The following is a 16,972-nucleotide window of genomic DNA, read 5'->3' on the forward strand; positions in this document are numbered from 1 at the left end:
TACCGAGGATGCGAGCTCTGCCTTCGATTTAATTCATCTTCTCAGTTGCGTTTGGAACTCGTTTAATGAAGAAGGTATTGATAAAAAATATTTACAGACCTAAGGACAGTCCAATGAAAAAGAATCACTTTGAAACTCGAGCCATTCATGCAGGGCAACAACCCTGCCCAAGTACTGGTGCCGTCATGACTCCTATATATGCAACCTCCACTTACAAACAAATTGCCCCGGGCGAACATCTTGGTTATGAATATTCTCGTACCCATAACCCTACTCGGGGGGCCTTTGAAGGATGTATTGCCAGTTTAGAGTCGGGGGAACGTGGTTTTGCATTTGCTTCTGGGATGGCTGCAATTAATACAATTGTTGATTTATTAGATGCAGGAGATCATGTTGTCGCTATGGATGATCTGTATGGAGGAACTTTTCGTTTATTTGACAAAGTTAAAACCCGCACATCTGGATTATCTTTTTCTTTTGTCGACATGTCGGATACACGCAATATAGAAGCAGCGATTACCCCAAAAACCCGCATGCTTTGGGTAGAGACCCCTTCAAACCCCATGTTAAAACTGGCGAATTTAAGGGAAATAGCGACTATAGCCAAACGCCATAATCTCATCACTGTAGCAGACAATACGTTTGCAACCCCCTGGATTCAAAGGCCTATTGAATTAGGATTTGACATTGTATTGCATTCAGCAACTAAATATCTCAATGGCCATTCAGACGTGGTCAGTGGTGTCGTAGTCGTGGGTGATAATCAAAATTTATCTGAAAAAATCGCTTTTCTCCAAAACTCCTGTGGGGGAATTGCAGGTCCATTTGATAGTTTTTTAGTTTTAAGAAGTTTAAAAACGTTGTCATTGCGTATGGAGCGGCATTGCGAAAATGCACATCATTTAGCACATTGGCTGAGTAGCCAGTCCAGAGTAAAAAAAGTAATTTATCCCGGTCTTGCAAGCCATCCCCAACATAAATTAGCTAAAGAACAAATGCATGGGTTTGGAGGCATGATTTCCATGGTAATTGATGGGGGTATAGATGCAGCAAAACGCTTTCTGGCTCGCTGTGAATTATTTACTCTAGCCGAAAGTCTAGGTGGAGTAGAAAGTTTAATTGAGCATCCAGCAATTATGACGCATGCCTCGATCCCTCCAGAACAACGTAAATCCTTAGGGATAGAAGATGGATTTATTAGACTTTCAGTGGGCATAGAACATATAGAAGATTTACAAGCTGATTTGGAATATGCGCTGGCATATTAAATTTAATGAGTACGATGGGTGCTGCCAGCGAAATCTGGGTTTTAACTCGACCTATAATTTCTCCGGTTACACTGCACCCAGGCTACAATACACTCGGAATACAAAGTAACATAGGAAAAATAAATGCAGACTTTACAAAATATAATTGAGCAAGGTTTTGAACAACGTCAAACATTATCCATTGATACAGCTCCTTCTGAACTCATTACTGCAGTAAATGAAGTGCTTTCGTGTTTGGACAGCGGCCAATTCCGAGTGGCTGAAAAAATAAATAATGAATGGATCGTTCATCAGTGGATAAAAAAAGCGGTTCTTTTATCCTTTAGACTTTATCCTAACCAAGTAATTGATTCCGGTTTTTGTCAGTTTTATGACAAAGTACCGCTTAAATACAATAACTATACTGAAGAGCAATTTAAACAAACAGGGGTACGCGTGGTACCTCATGCTTTAGTCCGCAAAGGGGCATACATTGCCAAAAACTCTGTTTTAATGCCTTCTTACGTCAATGTGGGTGCATACATTGATGAAGGAGTTATGGTAGATACTTGGGCCACAGTGGGTTCTTGTGCACAAATCGGTAAAAATGTGCATCTTTCTGGGGGAGTAGGCATTGGTGGTGTACTTGAACCTTTACAGGCTAATCCTACCATTATCGAAGATAATTGCTTTATCGGCGCCCGCTCGGAAGTGGTTGAAGGGGTTATTGTGGAACGAAACTCTGTTTTATCTATGGGCGTTTATTTAGGGCAAAGTACAAAAATATACAATCGTCTTACCGGTGAAATTACCTATGGTCGTATCCCAGAAGGATCTGTAGTTGTTGCAGGTAGTTTGCCCAGTGAAGATAAAAGCTACAGTTTATATTGTGCGGTCATTGTGAAACAGGTGGATGAAAAGACCCGAGCGAAAGTAAGCATTAATGAACTATTGAGAGCTAATTAGCCTATGATTGAGTCGAAAAAATTGTTAGAAGAAATCTTAGTGGAGCTTGTGAAATTCCCCTCGATTACTCCCGAAGATGCCGGTTGCCAAGAGTTTATGATTGAATTCTTGGAGCAATCAGGATTCACTTGTCAACGGATGAATAAGGGCTCTGTCTCAAACTTCTTTGCCTTTTACGGAGAATCTGGGCCTCTTTTAGTATTTGCGGGGCATACGGATGTGGTTCCTGTTGGCGATATCACAAAATGGTTGTCTGATCCGTTTGCAGCGCTGAATAAAAACGGAATGCTTTACGGACGTGGTGTCGCTGACATGAAAGGAAGCCTGGCTTGCATGTTAGTGATGGCACAGCGATTTATTAAAACCTATCCTAAATTTCAGGGAAGATTAGGTTTTCTTATTACAAGTGGTGAGGAAGGCGATGATTACGATCTAGGCACCCCTTATGTTATGCAGCTTTTGCAAAATCAAGGTATTCATATTGATTATTGTGTGGTAGGCGAACCATCAAGTAGTGAAAAAATTGGGGATGTAATTAAAATTGGTCGTCGCGGTTCACTAAGCGCCAAAATTAGGTTACATGGAAAACAAGGTCATGTTGCCTACCCACATCTAGCAGATAATCCAATCCATAAAATTAGCCCCGCCTTAGCGAAACTGACTTCTACGCTCTGGGATCAGGGCAATCATCATTTCCCACCAACCTCAATGCAAGTTACTCACCTTCAATCAGGGGGGCATGCTCCAAATATAATTCCTGGAGAACTGATTTTACACCTTAATTTTAGGTACTCCACAGAGCAAACACATAGCTCATTAAAAGAAAAAGTTTTTGCTACTTTTCAGGAGCACGATTTGAATCCCATCATTGAATGGCGTATCAGTGGCGAGCCTTTCTTGACAGCTCAAGGTGCCTTGTTAGACAGTTGTAAGCAAGCAATTAACGAACTTACTGGAATTACCCCAGAGCTTTCTACCAGTGGCGGCACCTCTGATGGCCGATTTATCGCGCCCTATGGCGTTGAAGTAGTAGAATTGGGCCCCGTAAATGCCACTATTCATCAAGTGAATGAATGCGTTTCTTTAAAGGATCTGCATCAATTAGAAGCTCTATATTTTTTAATTTGTGAGAAATTATTAATTAATGGTTAGTCTATTTTAAGAAAAGCAGTAGCGTAAGGGAGGCTGCGATCATAATTCAGAGAGGCTGATTCAACCTGGGTTCCGCAGCGCTTCCCCCAGGCTATAATAGATGATTTATTTAATTTACCACATGCCATGTGCCATCTGGCTGACGACATGCGCTACCACGTAATGTTTGTGGTCTTCCATCAATGATTGCCTTAGTTAGATATTCACGGCAAGGCAAATGTTCACGATAATACGTGCGAGTGGGTTGTACGGTATAACTATTTCCAGTGTCTGGATTTGACCAATGTACTGATCTGCCAGTGGGCGCAGTTTCTAAGGCACGTTGCATTTCCATTCTATCTACTTTATCCATATATTTACCAATTTGGCCACCTAAATAAGCACCAGCAATAGCACCACCTGCTGTTGCCGCCAATTTAGCTGCTGGGCCACCCCCAAATTGACTTCCAATTAATCCCCCAATAACCCCACCTGAAAGAGTACCTACATCTTGGTGATTCATTGATGCACAACCAACTAATAATAAAGACAAAGATGCAACAGCTATTTTTTTCATAACATATCACCCAATTTAAAGGTTATAGAAATCGGTTGTAATTCTATCATCACGGTCAGTTATTATCCATAGTTAAATGCATCCTTGGTATTCGGCCCATAACTTCGAGATTTTGCTTTTAATTTCATCGGCCTAAGTTCCCATTTCACTAGCAGAGAATACATATATTCTTAATCGTGACGTACTCGCTCAGAGATTTGACATAATAATTCATATCCTGAAGTACCGGCCGCTTGAGCAACTCGCTCAACTAAAATATGAGTCCCCCAAAGCTCAACAGGTGCTCCAGGCTTTACTTCTGAATGATCTGTTAAATCCACGGCAAGCATATCCATCGAGACTCGCCCTACAATAGGCACTTCTTTGCCTTGGACCCAAACGGGGGTATTTGCCGCTATATGCCGTGGATAACCATCCCCATAACCTGCAGCAACAATACCAATAATTGAAGGCTTTTCACTTTTCCAAAGTCCACTATATCCGACTTGAGCTAAAGGAGGATTATAATGAACGGCACTAATTGCTGAAACAAAACGCATTACAGGGAGCAGACCCAAATCAATCGCAGTCTGATTGGCAAAAGGAGATACGCCATAAAGCATAATCCCCGGTCTCACCACATCTGCATGAGTTTGGGGAAATGAAATAATAGCGGCTGAATTGGCTATACTGCGTTGACTAAACCCTGCGATTGCAATATTTTCAAACAAAGTAATTTGCTGGGAATTTTCAATTCGCTCTGGCTCATCAGCACAGGCTAAATGAGTCATCAAGCCTATTTCTTTATCCACCCAAGGGCATGATTGCAATGCATTCATTAGTTCTTGCAGGTCTTCGATTTTAAAACCCAAGCGATGCATGCCCGTATTTACCTTAACCCAAAGTTTAATGGGTTTTTCTAATGGAGTGTTTAAAAGCCATTGGACCTGATGGGGTTGATGAATCACACAACCAAACTGGTATTGAGAGACGGCCTTAAACTCATCGGGACTAAATACGCCTTGAAAAAGAATACAATGAGTTCGAATTCCTATCTTATGAAGAACTAAAGCTTCTTCAATACAAGCTACCCCAAAAGCATCCACGTGCCCTTCCAATACAGGTGCAACAACATGTACACCACAGCCATAGGCATTAGCTTTAACCATAGCAATTATTTTTTTGCCTGGAGCAGTGCGTCTTATCCGCGCTAAATTATGGTGTAATGCATTGGGATCTATCACCAATTTGGTGGGTCGTGACATCTTAATCTACCCCTTGATAACCATTAAACGCTAAGTCTTCAAAACGGGTGTATTTACCAATAAATGCTACCCGTACTTTACCAATAGGACCATTTCTTTGTTTTGCTACAATTATTTCTGCGGTTCCCTTATCAGGACTGTCTTCATTGTAGACTTCATCGCGATAAATAAAGCAGATTAAATCGGCATCTTGCTCGATCGCACCCGATTCACGTAAATCAGACATAACAGGCCGTTTATCTGAACGTTGTTCCAGACTTCGGTTCAACTGTGACAAAGCAATAACCGGGACCTGTAATTCTTTAGCAAGCGATTTGAGACTGCGAGAAATTTCAGAGATCTCTGCCGTTCTGTTATCAGCGGAAAAACCAGGTACTTTCATTAATTGTAAATAATCCACCACAATTAGCCCTAAATTTCCATGATCTTTTGCCAATCGTCGTGCTCGTGCACGCATTTCCCCAGGGCTTAAAGCTGGAGTATCATCGATAAATAATGGAGCTTCCGAAAGCATATGCACGGCAGAGGTGACACGAGGCCAATCGTCGTCATCCAGTTTCCCCGTTCTAATTTTATGTTGATCAATACGTCCCAAAGAAGACATCATCCTCATTGCCAAAGAATCGGAGGGCATTTCCATAGAAAAAACAAGCACGGGCTTTCCTGATTTAATCGCCGCATGCTCTGCCATATTCATAACTAAGGTCGTTTTACCCATGGAGGGACGTCCTGCAACAATAATTAAATCAGAAGGTTGTAATCCTGAGGTCATTTCATCCAAGTCAGACAAGCCCGTAGCAAGCCCAGTAATCGCATCGCCATTATGATAAAGTGCATCAATTTTTTCCACTGCACGCACCAAAACGGATTTTATATTTTCAGGCCCACCATCGCCGGCTGTTTGTTCGCCTATAGCAAAAACTCTAGTTTCTGCCATATCAAGTAATTCAGGGACTTGTCTGCCCCCAGGATTATATGCCGAATCAGCAATCTCTGTAGCTACAGCAATAAGCTGTCTTTGTACAGATTTTTCTCGCACAATATCAGCATAAGCAGACACGTTAGCAACGCTGGGGGTATTATTTGCCAGTTCAAACAAATAGGCTTCCCCACCCGCGTCATCCAATTCGTTGTAAGACTTTAATGCATCAAGAAGGGTCACCACATCAAAAGGTTGATCTTTCTTTACCAAAGAAGCAATGGCGCGAAATAAAATTCGATGCTCAGTGCGATAAAAATCTGCTTCACATAATTTAGTGCTGACCTTATCCCAAACTTCATTGTCCAACATTAATCCACCAATGATGGATTGTTCTGCTTCCACTGAATGAGGTGGTCGTTTTAAAGGATCAACTGTCTTTTTGGAATTTTGCAGATCATACATGGTAATGACATAATGGAATTTTGAACGATATCTATTGTAATGATCTTTTAAAAGGATGTCACCTCGAACAACCGGGCAAAAATCATACTTTCAATGAATACGATATTTTTTTGTCATTCCCACCGCTGCAGGAATGACAAAAAATAAATTTGGTTTGTTAATTATTGCTTTTGCCAAACTTGAGTACGGCCTAATAAGGAAATACCTACATATCCTCGAACTAAGAGTCTGTTCCCTTGAACAGTGAGTTTAGCACGATAGACTTTACCTGACTTTGGATCTAGTATTGAACCACCACCCCATTCATTATTACCCTCGTTTTTCAATCCCCACATAAATTGCAATCCTTGGATTTTCTTACCTTTAAATCCTCCAGGACACTTCTCGCAAATACCTGTATCACCAGGTTGTGGGTAGACCTTATTAATAACTGCGCTTAAAGTACCACCAGACTCATTAATGGTTACAACAGCTCTTTTCTTACCCGTTTTATCATCAATTGTTACCCAAGTACCTACCGGTGCTTGAGATGCTGCAAGTACTGCAGGTAAATAGAACGCGGCAACAAAAAAACCACAAGCTAGTTTCCATAAGTTCATAATTTTCTCCATGTTTACAATCATTTATAGCTTATGTCATGATCGAAAACTATGCCAGTTTTAAATAGAATAAATTTAAAAATGGATGGCTTATGTTGGATGAAATAAAGCATTGTGGTGTAATTGTAATCCCTATACATCCCCTCCCCTGTATGCATAACATAACTCAAGCTAGAGGCATAAAAAATTGTTCTACATCCTCTTCACTTAAAGTCATCGCTTTAGCGGGATCAGCAGATAAAATACCTTCTACGAGCAATCTTTTTTTCTCTTGCATCCCTAAAATAGCTTCCTCTACAGTACCTGAGGTAATCAACTTATAAACAAACACAGGGTTTTCTTGACCTATTCGATGCGTTCGATCGGTCGCTTGGTCTTCTACAGCTGGATTCCACCATGGATCATAATGAATCACTGTATCAGCTCGTGTTAAATTAAGTCCGGTCCCTCCTGCTTTTAAACTGATAAGAAAAACAGGTGTTTTTCCTTCCTGAAATTTTTCCACCATGGCCTGTCGATGCATTGTCTGACCCGTTAATTTTAAGTAATCATAATTTCTCGCACGCAATTCATCTTCTATTAACTGCAACATCGAAGTAAATTGTGAAAATACCAAAACGCGCCTTCCCTCACCCACCAAATTATCTAATAAATCCATTAATGCTTCGAGTTTGGCAGAAGTCCCATAGGCAATTTCTGCTGCAGGCAATGACAGCAGTCGGGGGTCACAACACACCTGACGTAACTTTAGTAGGGCATCCAGAAGCAGAATATGGCTTTTCCCTAATCCTTGTTTGGCAATAGCATCACGAACTTTTTTCTCCATGCTCATACGAATCGCTTCATAGAGATCCCGCTGGGGACCCACAATCTCTATAGTGCGAGTCATTTCAGTTTTGGGAGGCAATTCACGAGCCACCTGATTTTTTGTTCTTCTCAATATAAATGGTTGTACTCTTTTAGTAAGCACTTCCCGTCTACTCAAATCTGCATATTTCTCAATAGGGGTTCTGAACCAAAGCCTAAATTGTTTTGCATCGCCAAGTAAACCAGGCATTAAAAAATGAAATAAAGACCATAACTCACCTAAGTGATTTTCCAAAGGGGTACCGGTAAGACATAAGCGATGGGTCGCGTGTAATTGTTGGATAATCTGCGTAGTCTTGGTGCGCGCATTTTTTATAAATTGCGCCTCATCCAATATAAGATAATAGAACGAATAGGCTATAAATTTCTCTTTATCACGATGTATTAGTCCATAAGTAGAGACAACAATGTCATAGTCATCAAAATTATCCTGATGACGATCTGAACCATGATAAATTAAAACTTTTAATTCAGGAGTAAAACGTTTGGCTTCAGCTTGCCAATTTCCAACAAGGCTTGTGGGAGCAACTATTAAGGTCGCTGCTCTTATACGACCTTGTTCTTTTTCATATTGTAAATGCGCCAAGGTTTGTACTGTTTTACCCAATCCCATATCGTCAGCGAGAATTCCACTAAAATGACTGGTCCGCAAAAATTGTAACCAATTCAATCCATCCCGTTGATAATCTCGCAAATGAGCATCTAGCCCGGTGGGAGGCTGTACCTCGGGAATCTGAGTTAATTGGGAAAGTTGTCGGATTTGCTCTCTTAGGGTTTCAGCCCCTTGCCATCGTGTTTTAGTGGCTGCAATAGCTAATTCCGCCTCTCGCATGAGAATAAGTTGGTACTTATTAATTTGGACCTGTTGGTTTTCATCTATATGCCGCAAGCCAAATTGTAACAGCAAACGAACTAAAGGCTTAATTCGTCCCATTTCTAACTGTAAGGCCCTCCCATCATGCAAGGGCAATTTTACTAATTGGTTATCTGGCAGATTATCCAAATCATTACCACTATAACGGTGGATCAAATCGGCCACCAAAGGTACGATACTCACTGGTTTACCCTCAACCAAAATTCCCAATTGATAAGAGAAAAAATCAGTCGTATTTTCATTCAGATCCGAGTACCACTCTACATCGTCAGCATGAATAACTTCTTGATACAACGAACTAATAAACTCAACTTGCCAGTCATGACTTTTTAACTCTGGCACTAATTGACTGTAAAGAAATTCCAAATCCGCCAAAACATGTATATTCTGGACTATAAAATCAGCTTTCTTTATTTTTTCCCACTGTTCATTTTCCCAGGCTCTTGGTACCCTCAGCTTAAGTATATTCTGTACCTCATTCCATTTGGCTTTCTCAAAATCCCTATCCCGCTTATATTCAATTAAAACATTTTCCTGCTGGCAAACTATTGTGTCGCATTCTTCAGATGCAGCGATTTTTAAACCTGCATAATCAAATACAATACGTGCAGTAAATAAGGCATGCAATTCTTCTTCTGTATCATAAAGCCATGGAGATTCTTCACCAAGTTCACTAATGGCATCTAGGATAAGCACCGGTACTGGCATAACATTTCGAACTTCGCGTTCTTTAAAAACTTGGGGTATGGGAAATTCAGGGCATGTTTGTCCCATTTTATTTGCTAATAATTCTGCCTGATCGAGGGGTATTGGCGGAGCTTCCAATAAATAACCCAATTGCTTTATTGGATATGGGGTAGTTAAATGCCCCATGGTGCTTTCTAAATAATTAAAAAACCAACTGTCATCCAACAATAAAGGTTCAAGGACTTTTCCTTCATGCATTAATAACAAATTTTGACTGCCATTATGAGATAACACCCATTGGCAGGTACCTTGAATCGGCTCAATTAAATGAATTGGTTCATCCTGATTTTGTATAAAAAAAGCCCTTCCTGTAGCAAGAACCCTCTCTAATAATTCACTATTGCGAATGGTTAATGTATCAAACCAGCCTGAAACACCACATTTAAACAACAGCAAAGCCACCAGCTCATTATCATCATCAATGAAATGTTGCTTTTTGGAGTCAGAAAGACTATTGAAAGGAATCATTTTTCCATAGCCACCACGTTTTAATAACTTGGCTAAAGCTAATCTAATCGCCACTCGATGCTCATGGCCATCAAGTCTTAGTTCTATGAGATAAACTAAATGATGCGTCACTTCGGGTGCTTTGACTACAGCCGCTTCTTGGGCCCGTAAATTTTTCAACCAGCTGTCGAGTCTTCTATTTAATTTAGTACCCGATACAGATTGGGAATTTCCCTTTTCTCTGTCCCGCAAAGCGAACAAACATGCGGCGGCATGCTTACAATTATATTGGTATGCACAAGTACAATGGGCTAATTTCGTTGGCCAGACTTTTAAATCCATATGTACATCGTAAATCTGACTTGAACTTCCTTTAACTCGTCCCTTTAACAGTCCATCGCTAAAACGTATATTGAGCACATGTCCATTTTCAAAATACTCTTGGCCACGCAATAATATTTTGGGTTCAAAGACTTCTGGCATTTTTGATAGTGCTTCATTTAACATAAAATGTGCTTTTTATTGGACAAAGGATCTATTTTAGTCAATTTTTAAATTAATTAACAATTTTATCTTCAAATCTAAGATTTTTTTGAATAAGGGTCTGTTGACAATTCGCTGGATTAAGACAAAATGAGGAGCTTTTAGAACACCCGAAATGCACAAACTATGTGATATCGTAGCGTGTTAAATCTCATCCGTAATGACCAAGAGTGAGTAGCGTTTTGTCAGCAAATCCTACTTTTCGAATCTTGGGTCTTTTTAGAGTATATATAATGCAGAATCAGCTTAGTGTACTTATGGCACAAATCAATCCCACAGTAGGCGCCTTGACGTCGAACAGGGATAAAATTATAGAGATTATAAAAAGTAAACAAAAAACTCACGATGTCATTCTTTTTCCTGAACTGGCCTTAACGGGTTACCCTCCCGAAGATTTACTATTTCGTAAGGAATTTCAACAAGCAGTTGATGAGCATTTAACACAAATACAAGCTGCAACTAAAGATTGCTATGTGTTAGTAGGTCATCCTTCGCGTAACCAACAACAACTCTACAATAGTGTGAGTATTTTTCATAATGGACAAAAAATAAGCGAGTATCATAAACAAAATTTACCTAATTATGAAATTTTTGATGAAGCACGTTATTTTACCCCAGGAAAAAGAAATCCATGTATTCTAGATATAAATCAATACAAAGTAGGAGTAATGATTTGTGAAGATTTTTGGTATCCAGGCCCTACTGAAGATTTGATAGAAAATGGAATTTCGGTTTTACTCATTTTAAATGCATCCCCATTTGATTGCGGCAAATATCACAAAAGAGAATCGCTTTTAAGATTTTATGCACAGCGGGGGATATCCATAATCTATGTGAACCAAATTGGCGGCCAGGATGAACTATTATTTGATGGCCAATCCTTAGCAATCGACACCAAAGGAACAGTTTGTGCACGAGCCCCCGCATTTAAAGAAGATTTGTGTACCGTTGAGATCCAAGGAAACCACATTACAGGGGCAGTGGCTCCTCTTCTTGAGTTTGAGCCCTTAATCTATGACGCCTTAGTTTGTGGTACACGTGATTATGTCAATAAGAATCATTTCCCCGGAGTTCTAGTCGGACTCTCAGGAGGAATCGATTCGGCACTAACATTGACTATAGCAGTTGATGCGTTAGGAGCCGAGCGAGTTCATGCCGTACTTATGCCTTCGCGTTATACCGCGCAAATGAGTAATGAAGATGCATTAGCTCAAATAAAAAAATTGAATGTATCCCATTCCCTATTATCAATTGAACCCGCTTTTAATGCACTGCTAACCACACTTGAACCAGTATTTACAGGACTAGCCCCTGATACAACCGAAGAAAATATTCAAGCTCGTATTCGGGGTCTGCTAATTATGGCATTGTCTAATAAAATGGGGAAAATGGTACTCACAACCTCGAATAAAAGTGAATCCGCTGTAGGTTACGCTACATTATACGGAGACATGGCCGGTGGGTTTGCGGTACTTAAAGATGTACTTAAAACTCAAGTTTATGCACTTGCCCAATACCGGAATAGTCTTTCTGAAATCATTCCTGAACGCGTGATAACCCGACCCCCGTCCGCTGAATTAAGAGCGGATCAGACCGATCAGGACAGTTTGCCTGACTATGAGATATTAGATGCAATCATCGTTTCTTACATGGAACAGTACTTATCACCTACAGAAATCATTCAACAAGGGTATTCTGCAGAAACAGTAAACAAAGTGATTCATTTGATCAAACGCAATGAATATAAACGCCGTCAATCGGCACCTGGAATTAAAATAAGTCCCACTGCTTTTGGAAAGGACTGGCGTTATCCAATTACGAATGGGTTTTAAACGTGCCTCTCGATGTCAACCGAAACGCACAGTGGGAGATTTCCTGTAAGTGCATATAACGCTAAATTAAGAAGATTCTTTGTCGTAAACTCCGCAGAATGAAGTGGTTTGGGAATAATTTATCCAGTTTTTAATGACAAATTCCTGGGTTGGGCTACGTCTCACGCCTTCACCCAGGTTACAAAACTAATTTCTTTATAATCGACTAGGACACAAAAATTAACCATTTGTTAAAGTTTTTGATTCTTCCATGGTCGCTTGTTCCGCAGCAATTTTTCGTTGTTGCCAAAAATTTGGTAGCTTTGAAAGTGCTTTATACCTACTATCGTCTAACTTTTTTGACGTGTTTTCTGCAGGCGTCTCTTTAGCGACTTCCTCTACAACTTCTTCCTTAGATAAATTAGGTTTTATGGTTGACTCTTTTTCAATTCGAGCCTTCATATGTTTTTCGAGCAGAGCAAATTCCTTTATATTGATCTTGCCTTGACTGGAAGGTTCTTGTTGTTTTAGCTTACTTTTATTTTGCAATACTTGAGAAATCATATTATTCATTTCAACCATTTTTTCAGAAGAAATTGATTTATTAGTATTCAATTGCAACAAATAGGCTTTAAGCTGCAAAACATCTGCCTCTTTAAATTCTCCCTTCTGGTTACTTAACCAGAAATCCAGCTTAGGATGATCAGATAATGAAATTTTACTTGCATTTCCTAGACTATTTATCCACCAAAGGCTTACCTCTTCTTTTTCAGTACGTCGTAAAACGAATGTTGAAGTAATGCCTTGCTCTTTAAGATCTTCATTAGTTAATTCAAGCTTCGTTTTGGTATTTTGGGGATTAATGAGTAAATGAACTTTAGCAAGGTATTCTTTTCTTGCTGCAAGGCACTCTCGTTTAACTTGTTTTAAATGCACAGGGTTTAATTTTTCTATGTCCCGATTTTCAAGGGTGGCCAGCTTCTGAGCCAATTCTTCACCTGGAGTTAGAGGATAAACCTCTCCGGAGGAATCAACCAAAGAAAGATGCCATTGTGAATTTTTATAACTTAGAGTAAAAACAATCTTGTTTTGTTGTACCGATTGCTCTTTTGCAGTAGAAAGATTATTAAAGACCAGTACATCTTTAACTAATTGAATTGATGATAGAGTTATCGCTTCACGTTCTTCATTTAATCTATTTTTCTCTTCCAATGAGAGCTTATATTGGTTCATAAAGATATTAATTTCAGCTAATACTTCGTCTTTAAGTTCCATTATAAATTTAGGAAGTTGGCTGTCTTCAACGGGTTGATAGTCCGGCACGGCATCGATTAATTCAAGAAAGAGAAAATAGTTATAGGAGCTGTTTACATTCCATTCACCTTCACTAATCATGAGCTTTAATTCCAGCAATCGAGTATAAGCATCTGGAAAGTCTTTCATGACATTAATGGATTGTTCTATTTTTTCACCACGAGTTCTGGTGTGCTGATAAAACCAGCCTGTTACCCATGATTGTACCGGGCGTTGATAATTTTTTTCTGCTCTTCGAGCAATAGCGACTATTTTTTGGCGTCCTGCTTCGGACTCATTTGCAATGATCCCTACCACTTGTTCCACAAATTCTTTGGGTATTTTCAATGATTTTTTTTTTGGCATTTTTGAAACTCCTTTTCATGATGCAAAATTCATGATTACATTAATGTTAATTTTATACAAGTAGAAAATTATTATGCTAAATTGCTCGCATACGTATAGTCATGTTAATTTTTCTACATCGCACTAAGTTATAAAAATTGTTCGTTTTTAACCCACTCCATTAGCTGATGGCCTAGACTTGCATTTTCAAAAAGATAAAATTGAATTCTCTAAAACCCGTTGCTCTACTGAATATCATGAGCATTGGTTTAAGCTTTGTTGGCATTGGCATCTACTTACGAAGAACTCTTAAATAAGAAATACCAGTTAGAAGTATAGACTTTGTTCCAATTTTTGCCAAAAAGAGTTTCACTCTTAAATTTACAGTAGGTAATCTCAGGCAACCAGAATATTGCTAATAAATTTTACCGAAATTTAGCACACTTATATAATTAAAAAAGCACATCCATCATTCGTTTTTCAAAAAAAATATGCGTGTCTAATACTTGCAAATTTAAAGTAACACGTTAACATGATTCGACAAAAAAAAATAATAACAAAGGGATGTTATGAAATTTGCATTTTTTTCAGCTACTTTATTATCAAGTAGTATTGCTGTAGCTGCAGTACCAGTGAATGGATGGTATTCCAGCGTATTTGGTGGATATACCCACATCTCTGGAAATGTATCAAAACACCATTTGGGATTTCTATTTGATAACGTAGATTATGAAAGTGGTTTTAATGCTGGACTACGTTTAGGTTATCAAAGTAATCCAATTCGTTATGAATTAGAGTACACCTACTTACAAGCGAATACCCAAGACTTTGATGTTGACTTCATTGCTCAAACTGGAGTATCAGGGAATACCAATGCCAATGTTGGTATGGCAAATATTTATTATGATTTTGCTGATGTTATCTTACCCACAATTTCTCCGTTCCTAGGAGTGGGTATCGGATATGCTTATATTGAGACTTCTTTGGATAGTACAGGCCCCTTTGGTGCATACTCCTTTGGCGTCACGGAAGGAGCTTTTGCATATCAGGGGACTGCGGGGCTAACTTATAATTTTGCAGAGAACTGGGCATTAAATGCTTCCTATCGTTATTTAGCAACAGCCAGTAACGACGATTTTGGTAGAACTCTACAAGTTCAGATGGGTAATGTAGGTATCGTTTATCGCTTTGACCAATGTACTTATAAGTAAAGTATCTTAAAAAAAATAGGGGATAGATTAGTAAATATGAGACATTATATCCTCTTTGAAATCAAGACCCCTCGTCGTATACCATCTAAGGCGACGGGTCGTAAACAACTCACCTTAACCCTTACTTTTTTTAATACTGGAGGGGTGTTTTAGGATTTAGAATTTGTGGTTCCTGCCATAAAGTCATGAACAATACCATAACCAAAGGACCTACGAATAAACCAAGAAGCCCTAAAGTTTCCACCCCGCCTAAAATTCCAAACAATACCGCTAAAAAAGGCAGCTCAATTGCACCACCGATTAAAACAGGTTTAACAAAATGATCTGCAACAAACATCACAAGGGTGCCCCAAACCAAAACTACAATTGCACCAATCATACTGCCAAAGGAAAAAAGAACCATTGCTACCGTAATAAATACTATTGGAACAACAAAGGGGATCATTGCTGCGAGTGCAGTGATAAATCCCACTAAGGTAGGTGCTGGGAAACCAACCAAACCATAGCAAACTCCCATTAAAATACCTACTCCAAGGCCCACTACTATCGTACCATTAACCGTAGCCCTAAGTGCTCTGGGTAGTCTATCTGCGTAACGAAACCATCTTTTCCCCAAGCAATATTCTCCGACTTGGTAAATTTGAGATAATAATTGGTCTCCATCACGATAAAAGAAAAACAAACTTAACAGCGTAAAGCCTACTTGGACGCTCCGATGCGCTAAACTTGCCCCTATTTGTTTTACATAATAGCTAGTTGGTGTAAGCGATAAATGAACATTAGACAATAAACTCTTAATCATCCCTGGTTTACCAATATGTTCATCCCAATATGCAACTAATTCAGTCCCCCAAAATGGAAAGTCTCTTAAAAAGCCAGGGGCCGCACCACCTTGGTGATTTATATCTTGCAGGAAATTAATGAATATTTGTAATTCCTTGATTAACAACCCCAATAACCAGCTTAAAGGAAGTAAAAACAACAAACCGATTAAAGTAGTAAAAAGTAACGCGGATAAATTATTTTTATTTCCAAAAAACTTACACCATTTTTCGTACAAGGGGTAAGTAGCAATAACGATTATAGATGCCCATATTAATGATGGAATAAAACGATGAATAATAAATAAACTAAGGACTACAATCCCAATAGTTAAACCCATACTAATGAGTTCTTTATGGTTCTCATTCATTAAGCAAAACTCCACGCTAAAATTTGCATCAATATCCAGGCAGGCACCGCAGCTAATACATCATCCAGCATAATACCAAAACCACCACGTACTTTCTGATCAATATAATCAATAGGTTGGGGTTTCCAAATATCAAAAATTCGAAACAAAATAAAACCACAGATCATCCATTTGACCCCGTGGGGTGCCATGAACATAGTTAATAAATAACCTACAACCTCATCCCAAACAATCCCTTTATAATCGTGTACCCCCAAATCCTGAGTAATCTTTTCACTTACCCATACTCCCAATAAAAAAGCAAAGAAGGTACATAAAAGATAAACTACCCAATGAGTACCCATAAGCAATAAATACACCGGTATTGCAGCTAATGTGCCCCATGTACCCGGAGCAGTTGGCATTAAACCACTACCAAACCCGAAGGCAATAAAATATATAGGATCCTGAAAAACACTTTTTGCTAAATTTATTTGTTTCATTTCTTCTTCTCT

13 protein-coding genes are annotated in these 16,972 nt (G+C 39.1%); 5 read left to right on the forward strand and 8 right to left on the reverse strand.

Annotated elements, in window-relative coordinates; all coding sequences use genetic code 11:
• The first annotated feature begins 113 nt into the window (after window positions 1-113).
• The 3 genes from ACWTE2_RS26900 to dapE all read left to right on the forward strand — a co-directional run bounded on the left by ACWTE2_RS26900 (window position 114) and on the right by dapE (window position 3,365).
• On the forward strand, window positions 114-1,268 hold the full coding sequence (locus tag ACWTE2_RS26900; protein WP_454785175.1) for a trans-sulfuration enzyme family protein: 1,155 nt from the start codon (window positions 114-116) through the stop codon (window positions 1,266-1,268).
• 123 nt (window positions 1,269-1,391) lie between these two features.
• Window positions 1,392-2,213 (forward strand): 2,3,4,5-tetrahydropyridine-2,6-dicarboxylate N-succinyltransferase, encoded by an 822-nt coding sequence (gene dapD, locus ACWTE2_RS26905; RefSeq protein WP_454785176.1) that lies wholly within the window; start codon window positions 1,392-1,394, stop codon window positions 2,211-2,213.
• Between the two features lie 3 nt (window positions 2,214-2,216).
• Window positions 2,217-3,365, forward strand: coding sequence for a succinyl-diaminopimelate desuccinylase (dapE, locus tag ACWTE2_RS26910; protein WP_454785177.1), 1,149 nt, complete (start codon window positions 2,217-2,219; stop codon window positions 3,363-3,365).
• A gap of 109 nt (window positions 3,366-3,474) precedes the next feature.
• On the opposite strand, the gene ACWTE2_RS26915 is transcribed toward dapE, so the two are convergent.
• The 5 genes from ACWTE2_RS26915 to ACWTE2_RS26935 all read right to left on the reverse strand — a co-directional run bounded on the left by ACWTE2_RS26915 (window position 3,475) and on the right by ACWTE2_RS26935 (window position 10,590).
• A complete protein-coding gene (locus ACWTE2_RS26915; protein ID WP_182392940.1) occupies window positions 3,475-3,921 on the reverse strand; it encodes an RT0821/Lpp0805 family surface protein in 447 nt (148 codons plus the stop codon).
• A 170-nt stretch (window positions 3,922-4,091) separates the two neighbouring features.
• The gene (gene alr, locus ACWTE2_RS26920; protein WP_454785178.1) at window positions 4,092-5,165 is read right to left on the reverse strand and encodes an alanine racemase; all 1,074 of its coding nucleotides are present in this window, start codon (window positions 5,163-5,165) and stop codon (window positions 4,092-4,094) included.
• Window position 5,166: 1 nt separating this feature from the next.
• On the reverse strand, window positions 5,167-6,549 hold the full coding sequence (gene dnaB / locus ACWTE2_RS26925) for a replicative DNA helicase (RefSeq protein WP_182392938.1): 1,383 nt from the start codon (window positions 6,547-6,549) through the stop codon (window positions 5,167-5,169).
• Between the two features lie 161 nt (window positions 6,550-6,710).
• Entirely contained in the window at window positions 6,711-7,148 is a 438-nt protein-coding gene (locus ACWTE2_RS26930) for a DUF2147 domain-containing protein (RefSeq protein ID WP_454785179.1), read from the reverse strand.
• Between the two features lie 166 nt (window positions 7,149-7,314).
• Window positions 7,315-10,590 (reverse strand): DEAD/DEAH box helicase, encoded by a 3,276-nt coding sequence (locus tag ACWTE2_RS26935; protein WP_454785180.1) that lies wholly within the window; start codon window positions 10,588-10,590, stop codon window positions 7,315-7,317.
• A 269-nt stretch (window positions 10,591-10,859) separates the two neighbouring features.
• Between ACWTE2_RS26935 and ACWTE2_RS26940 the strand changes: the two genes are divergently transcribed.
• A complete protein-coding gene (locus ACWTE2_RS26940; protein WP_454785181.1) occupies window positions 10,860-12,458 on the forward strand; it encodes an NAD+ synthase in 1,599 nt (532 codons plus the stop codon).
• Between the two features lie 219 nt (window positions 12,459-12,677).
• On the opposite strand, the gene ACWTE2_RS26945 is transcribed toward ACWTE2_RS26940, so the two are convergent.
• The gene (locus tag ACWTE2_RS26945) at window positions 12,678-14,096 is read right to left on the reverse strand and encodes a hypothetical protein (protein ID WP_454785182.1); all 1,419 of its coding nucleotides are present in this window, start codon (window positions 14,094-14,096) and stop codon (window positions 12,678-12,680) included.
• A gap of 548 nt (window positions 14,097-14,644) precedes the next feature.
• Between ACWTE2_RS26945 and ACWTE2_RS26950 the strand changes: the two genes are divergently transcribed.
• Window positions 14,645-15,286: an outer membrane protein gene (locus tag ACWTE2_RS26950; RefSeq protein WP_454785183.1), complete on the forward strand. Its 642-nt coding sequence runs from the start codon at window positions 14,645-14,647 to the stop codon at window positions 15,284-15,286.
• A gap of 130 nt (window positions 15,287-15,416) precedes the next feature.
• Here ACWTE2_RS26950 and ACWTE2_RS26955 read toward each other — a convergent pair whose 3' ends face one another.
• Both ACWTE2_RS26955 and ACWTE2_RS26960 read right to left on the reverse strand, forming a co-directional pair.
• Entirely contained in the window at window positions 15,417-16,478 is a 1,062-nt protein-coding gene (locus ACWTE2_RS26955) for an AI-2E family transporter (RefSeq protein ID WP_182392932.1), read from the reverse strand.
• Window positions 16,478-16,960, reverse strand: a complete 483-nt coding sequence (locus tag ACWTE2_RS26960; protein ID WP_454785184.1) for a phosphatidylglycerophosphatase A family protein — start codon at window positions 16,958-16,960, stop codon at window positions 16,478-16,480. The genes ACWTE2_RS26955 and ACWTE2_RS26960 overlap by 1 nt, the downstream gene beginning before the upstream one ends.
• Window positions 16,961-16,972: the final 12 nt, after the last annotated feature.

The organism is Legionella nigrisilvae, assembly GCF_977063395.2.

Excerpts from the sequence above, each read along its gene's own strand:
- ACWTE2_RS26900 (WP_454785175.1), top strand. The coding sequence starts at position 114 with ATGAAAAAGAATCACTTTGAAACTCGAGCCATTCATGCAGGGCAACAA.
- dapD (WP_454785176.1), top strand. The coding sequence starts at position 1,392 with ATGCAGACTTTACAAAATATAATTGAGCAAGGTTTTGAACAACGTCAA.
- dapE (WP_454785177.1), top strand. The coding sequence starts at position 2,217 with ATGATTGAGTCGAAAAAATTGTTAGAAGAAATCTTAGTGGAGCTTGTG.
- ACWTE2_RS26915 (WP_182392940.1), bottom strand. The coding sequence starts at position 3,921 with ATGAAAAAAATAGCTGTTGCATCTTTGTCTTTATTATTAGTTGGTTGT.
- alr (WP_454785178.1), bottom strand. The coding sequence starts at position 5,165 with ATGTCACGACCCACCAAATTGGTGATAGATCCCAATGCATTACACCAT.
- dnaB (WP_182392938.1), bottom strand. The coding sequence starts at position 6,549 with ATGTATGATCTGCAAAATTCCAAAAAGACAGTTGATCCTTTAAAACGA.
- ACWTE2_RS26930 (WP_454785179.1), bottom strand. The coding sequence starts at position 7,148 with ATGAACTTATGGAAACTAGCTTGTGGTTTTTTTGTTGCCGCGTTCTAT.
- ACWTE2_RS26935 (WP_454785180.1), bottom strand. The coding sequence starts at position 10,590 with ATGTTAAATGAAGCACTATCAAAAATGCCAGAAGTCTTTGAACCCAAA.
- ACWTE2_RS26940 (WP_454785181.1), top strand. The coding sequence starts at position 10,860 with ATGCAGAATCAGCTTAGTGTACTTATGGCACAAATCAATCCCACAGTA.
- ACWTE2_RS26945 (WP_454785182.1), bottom strand. The coding sequence starts at position 14,096 with ATGCCAAAAAAAAAATCATTGAAAATACCCAAAGAATTTGTGGAACAA.
- ACWTE2_RS26950 (WP_454785183.1), top strand. The coding sequence starts at position 14,645 with ATGAAATTTGCATTTTTTTCAGCTACTTTATTATCAAGTAGTATTGCT.
- ACWTE2_RS26955 (WP_182392932.1), bottom strand. The coding sequence starts at position 16,478 with ATGAATGAGAACCATAAAGAACTCATTAGTATGGGTTTAACTATTGGG.
- ACWTE2_RS26960 (WP_454785184.1), bottom strand. The coding sequence starts at position 16,960 with ATGAAACAAATAAATTTAGCAAAAAGTGTTTTTCAGGATCCTATATAT.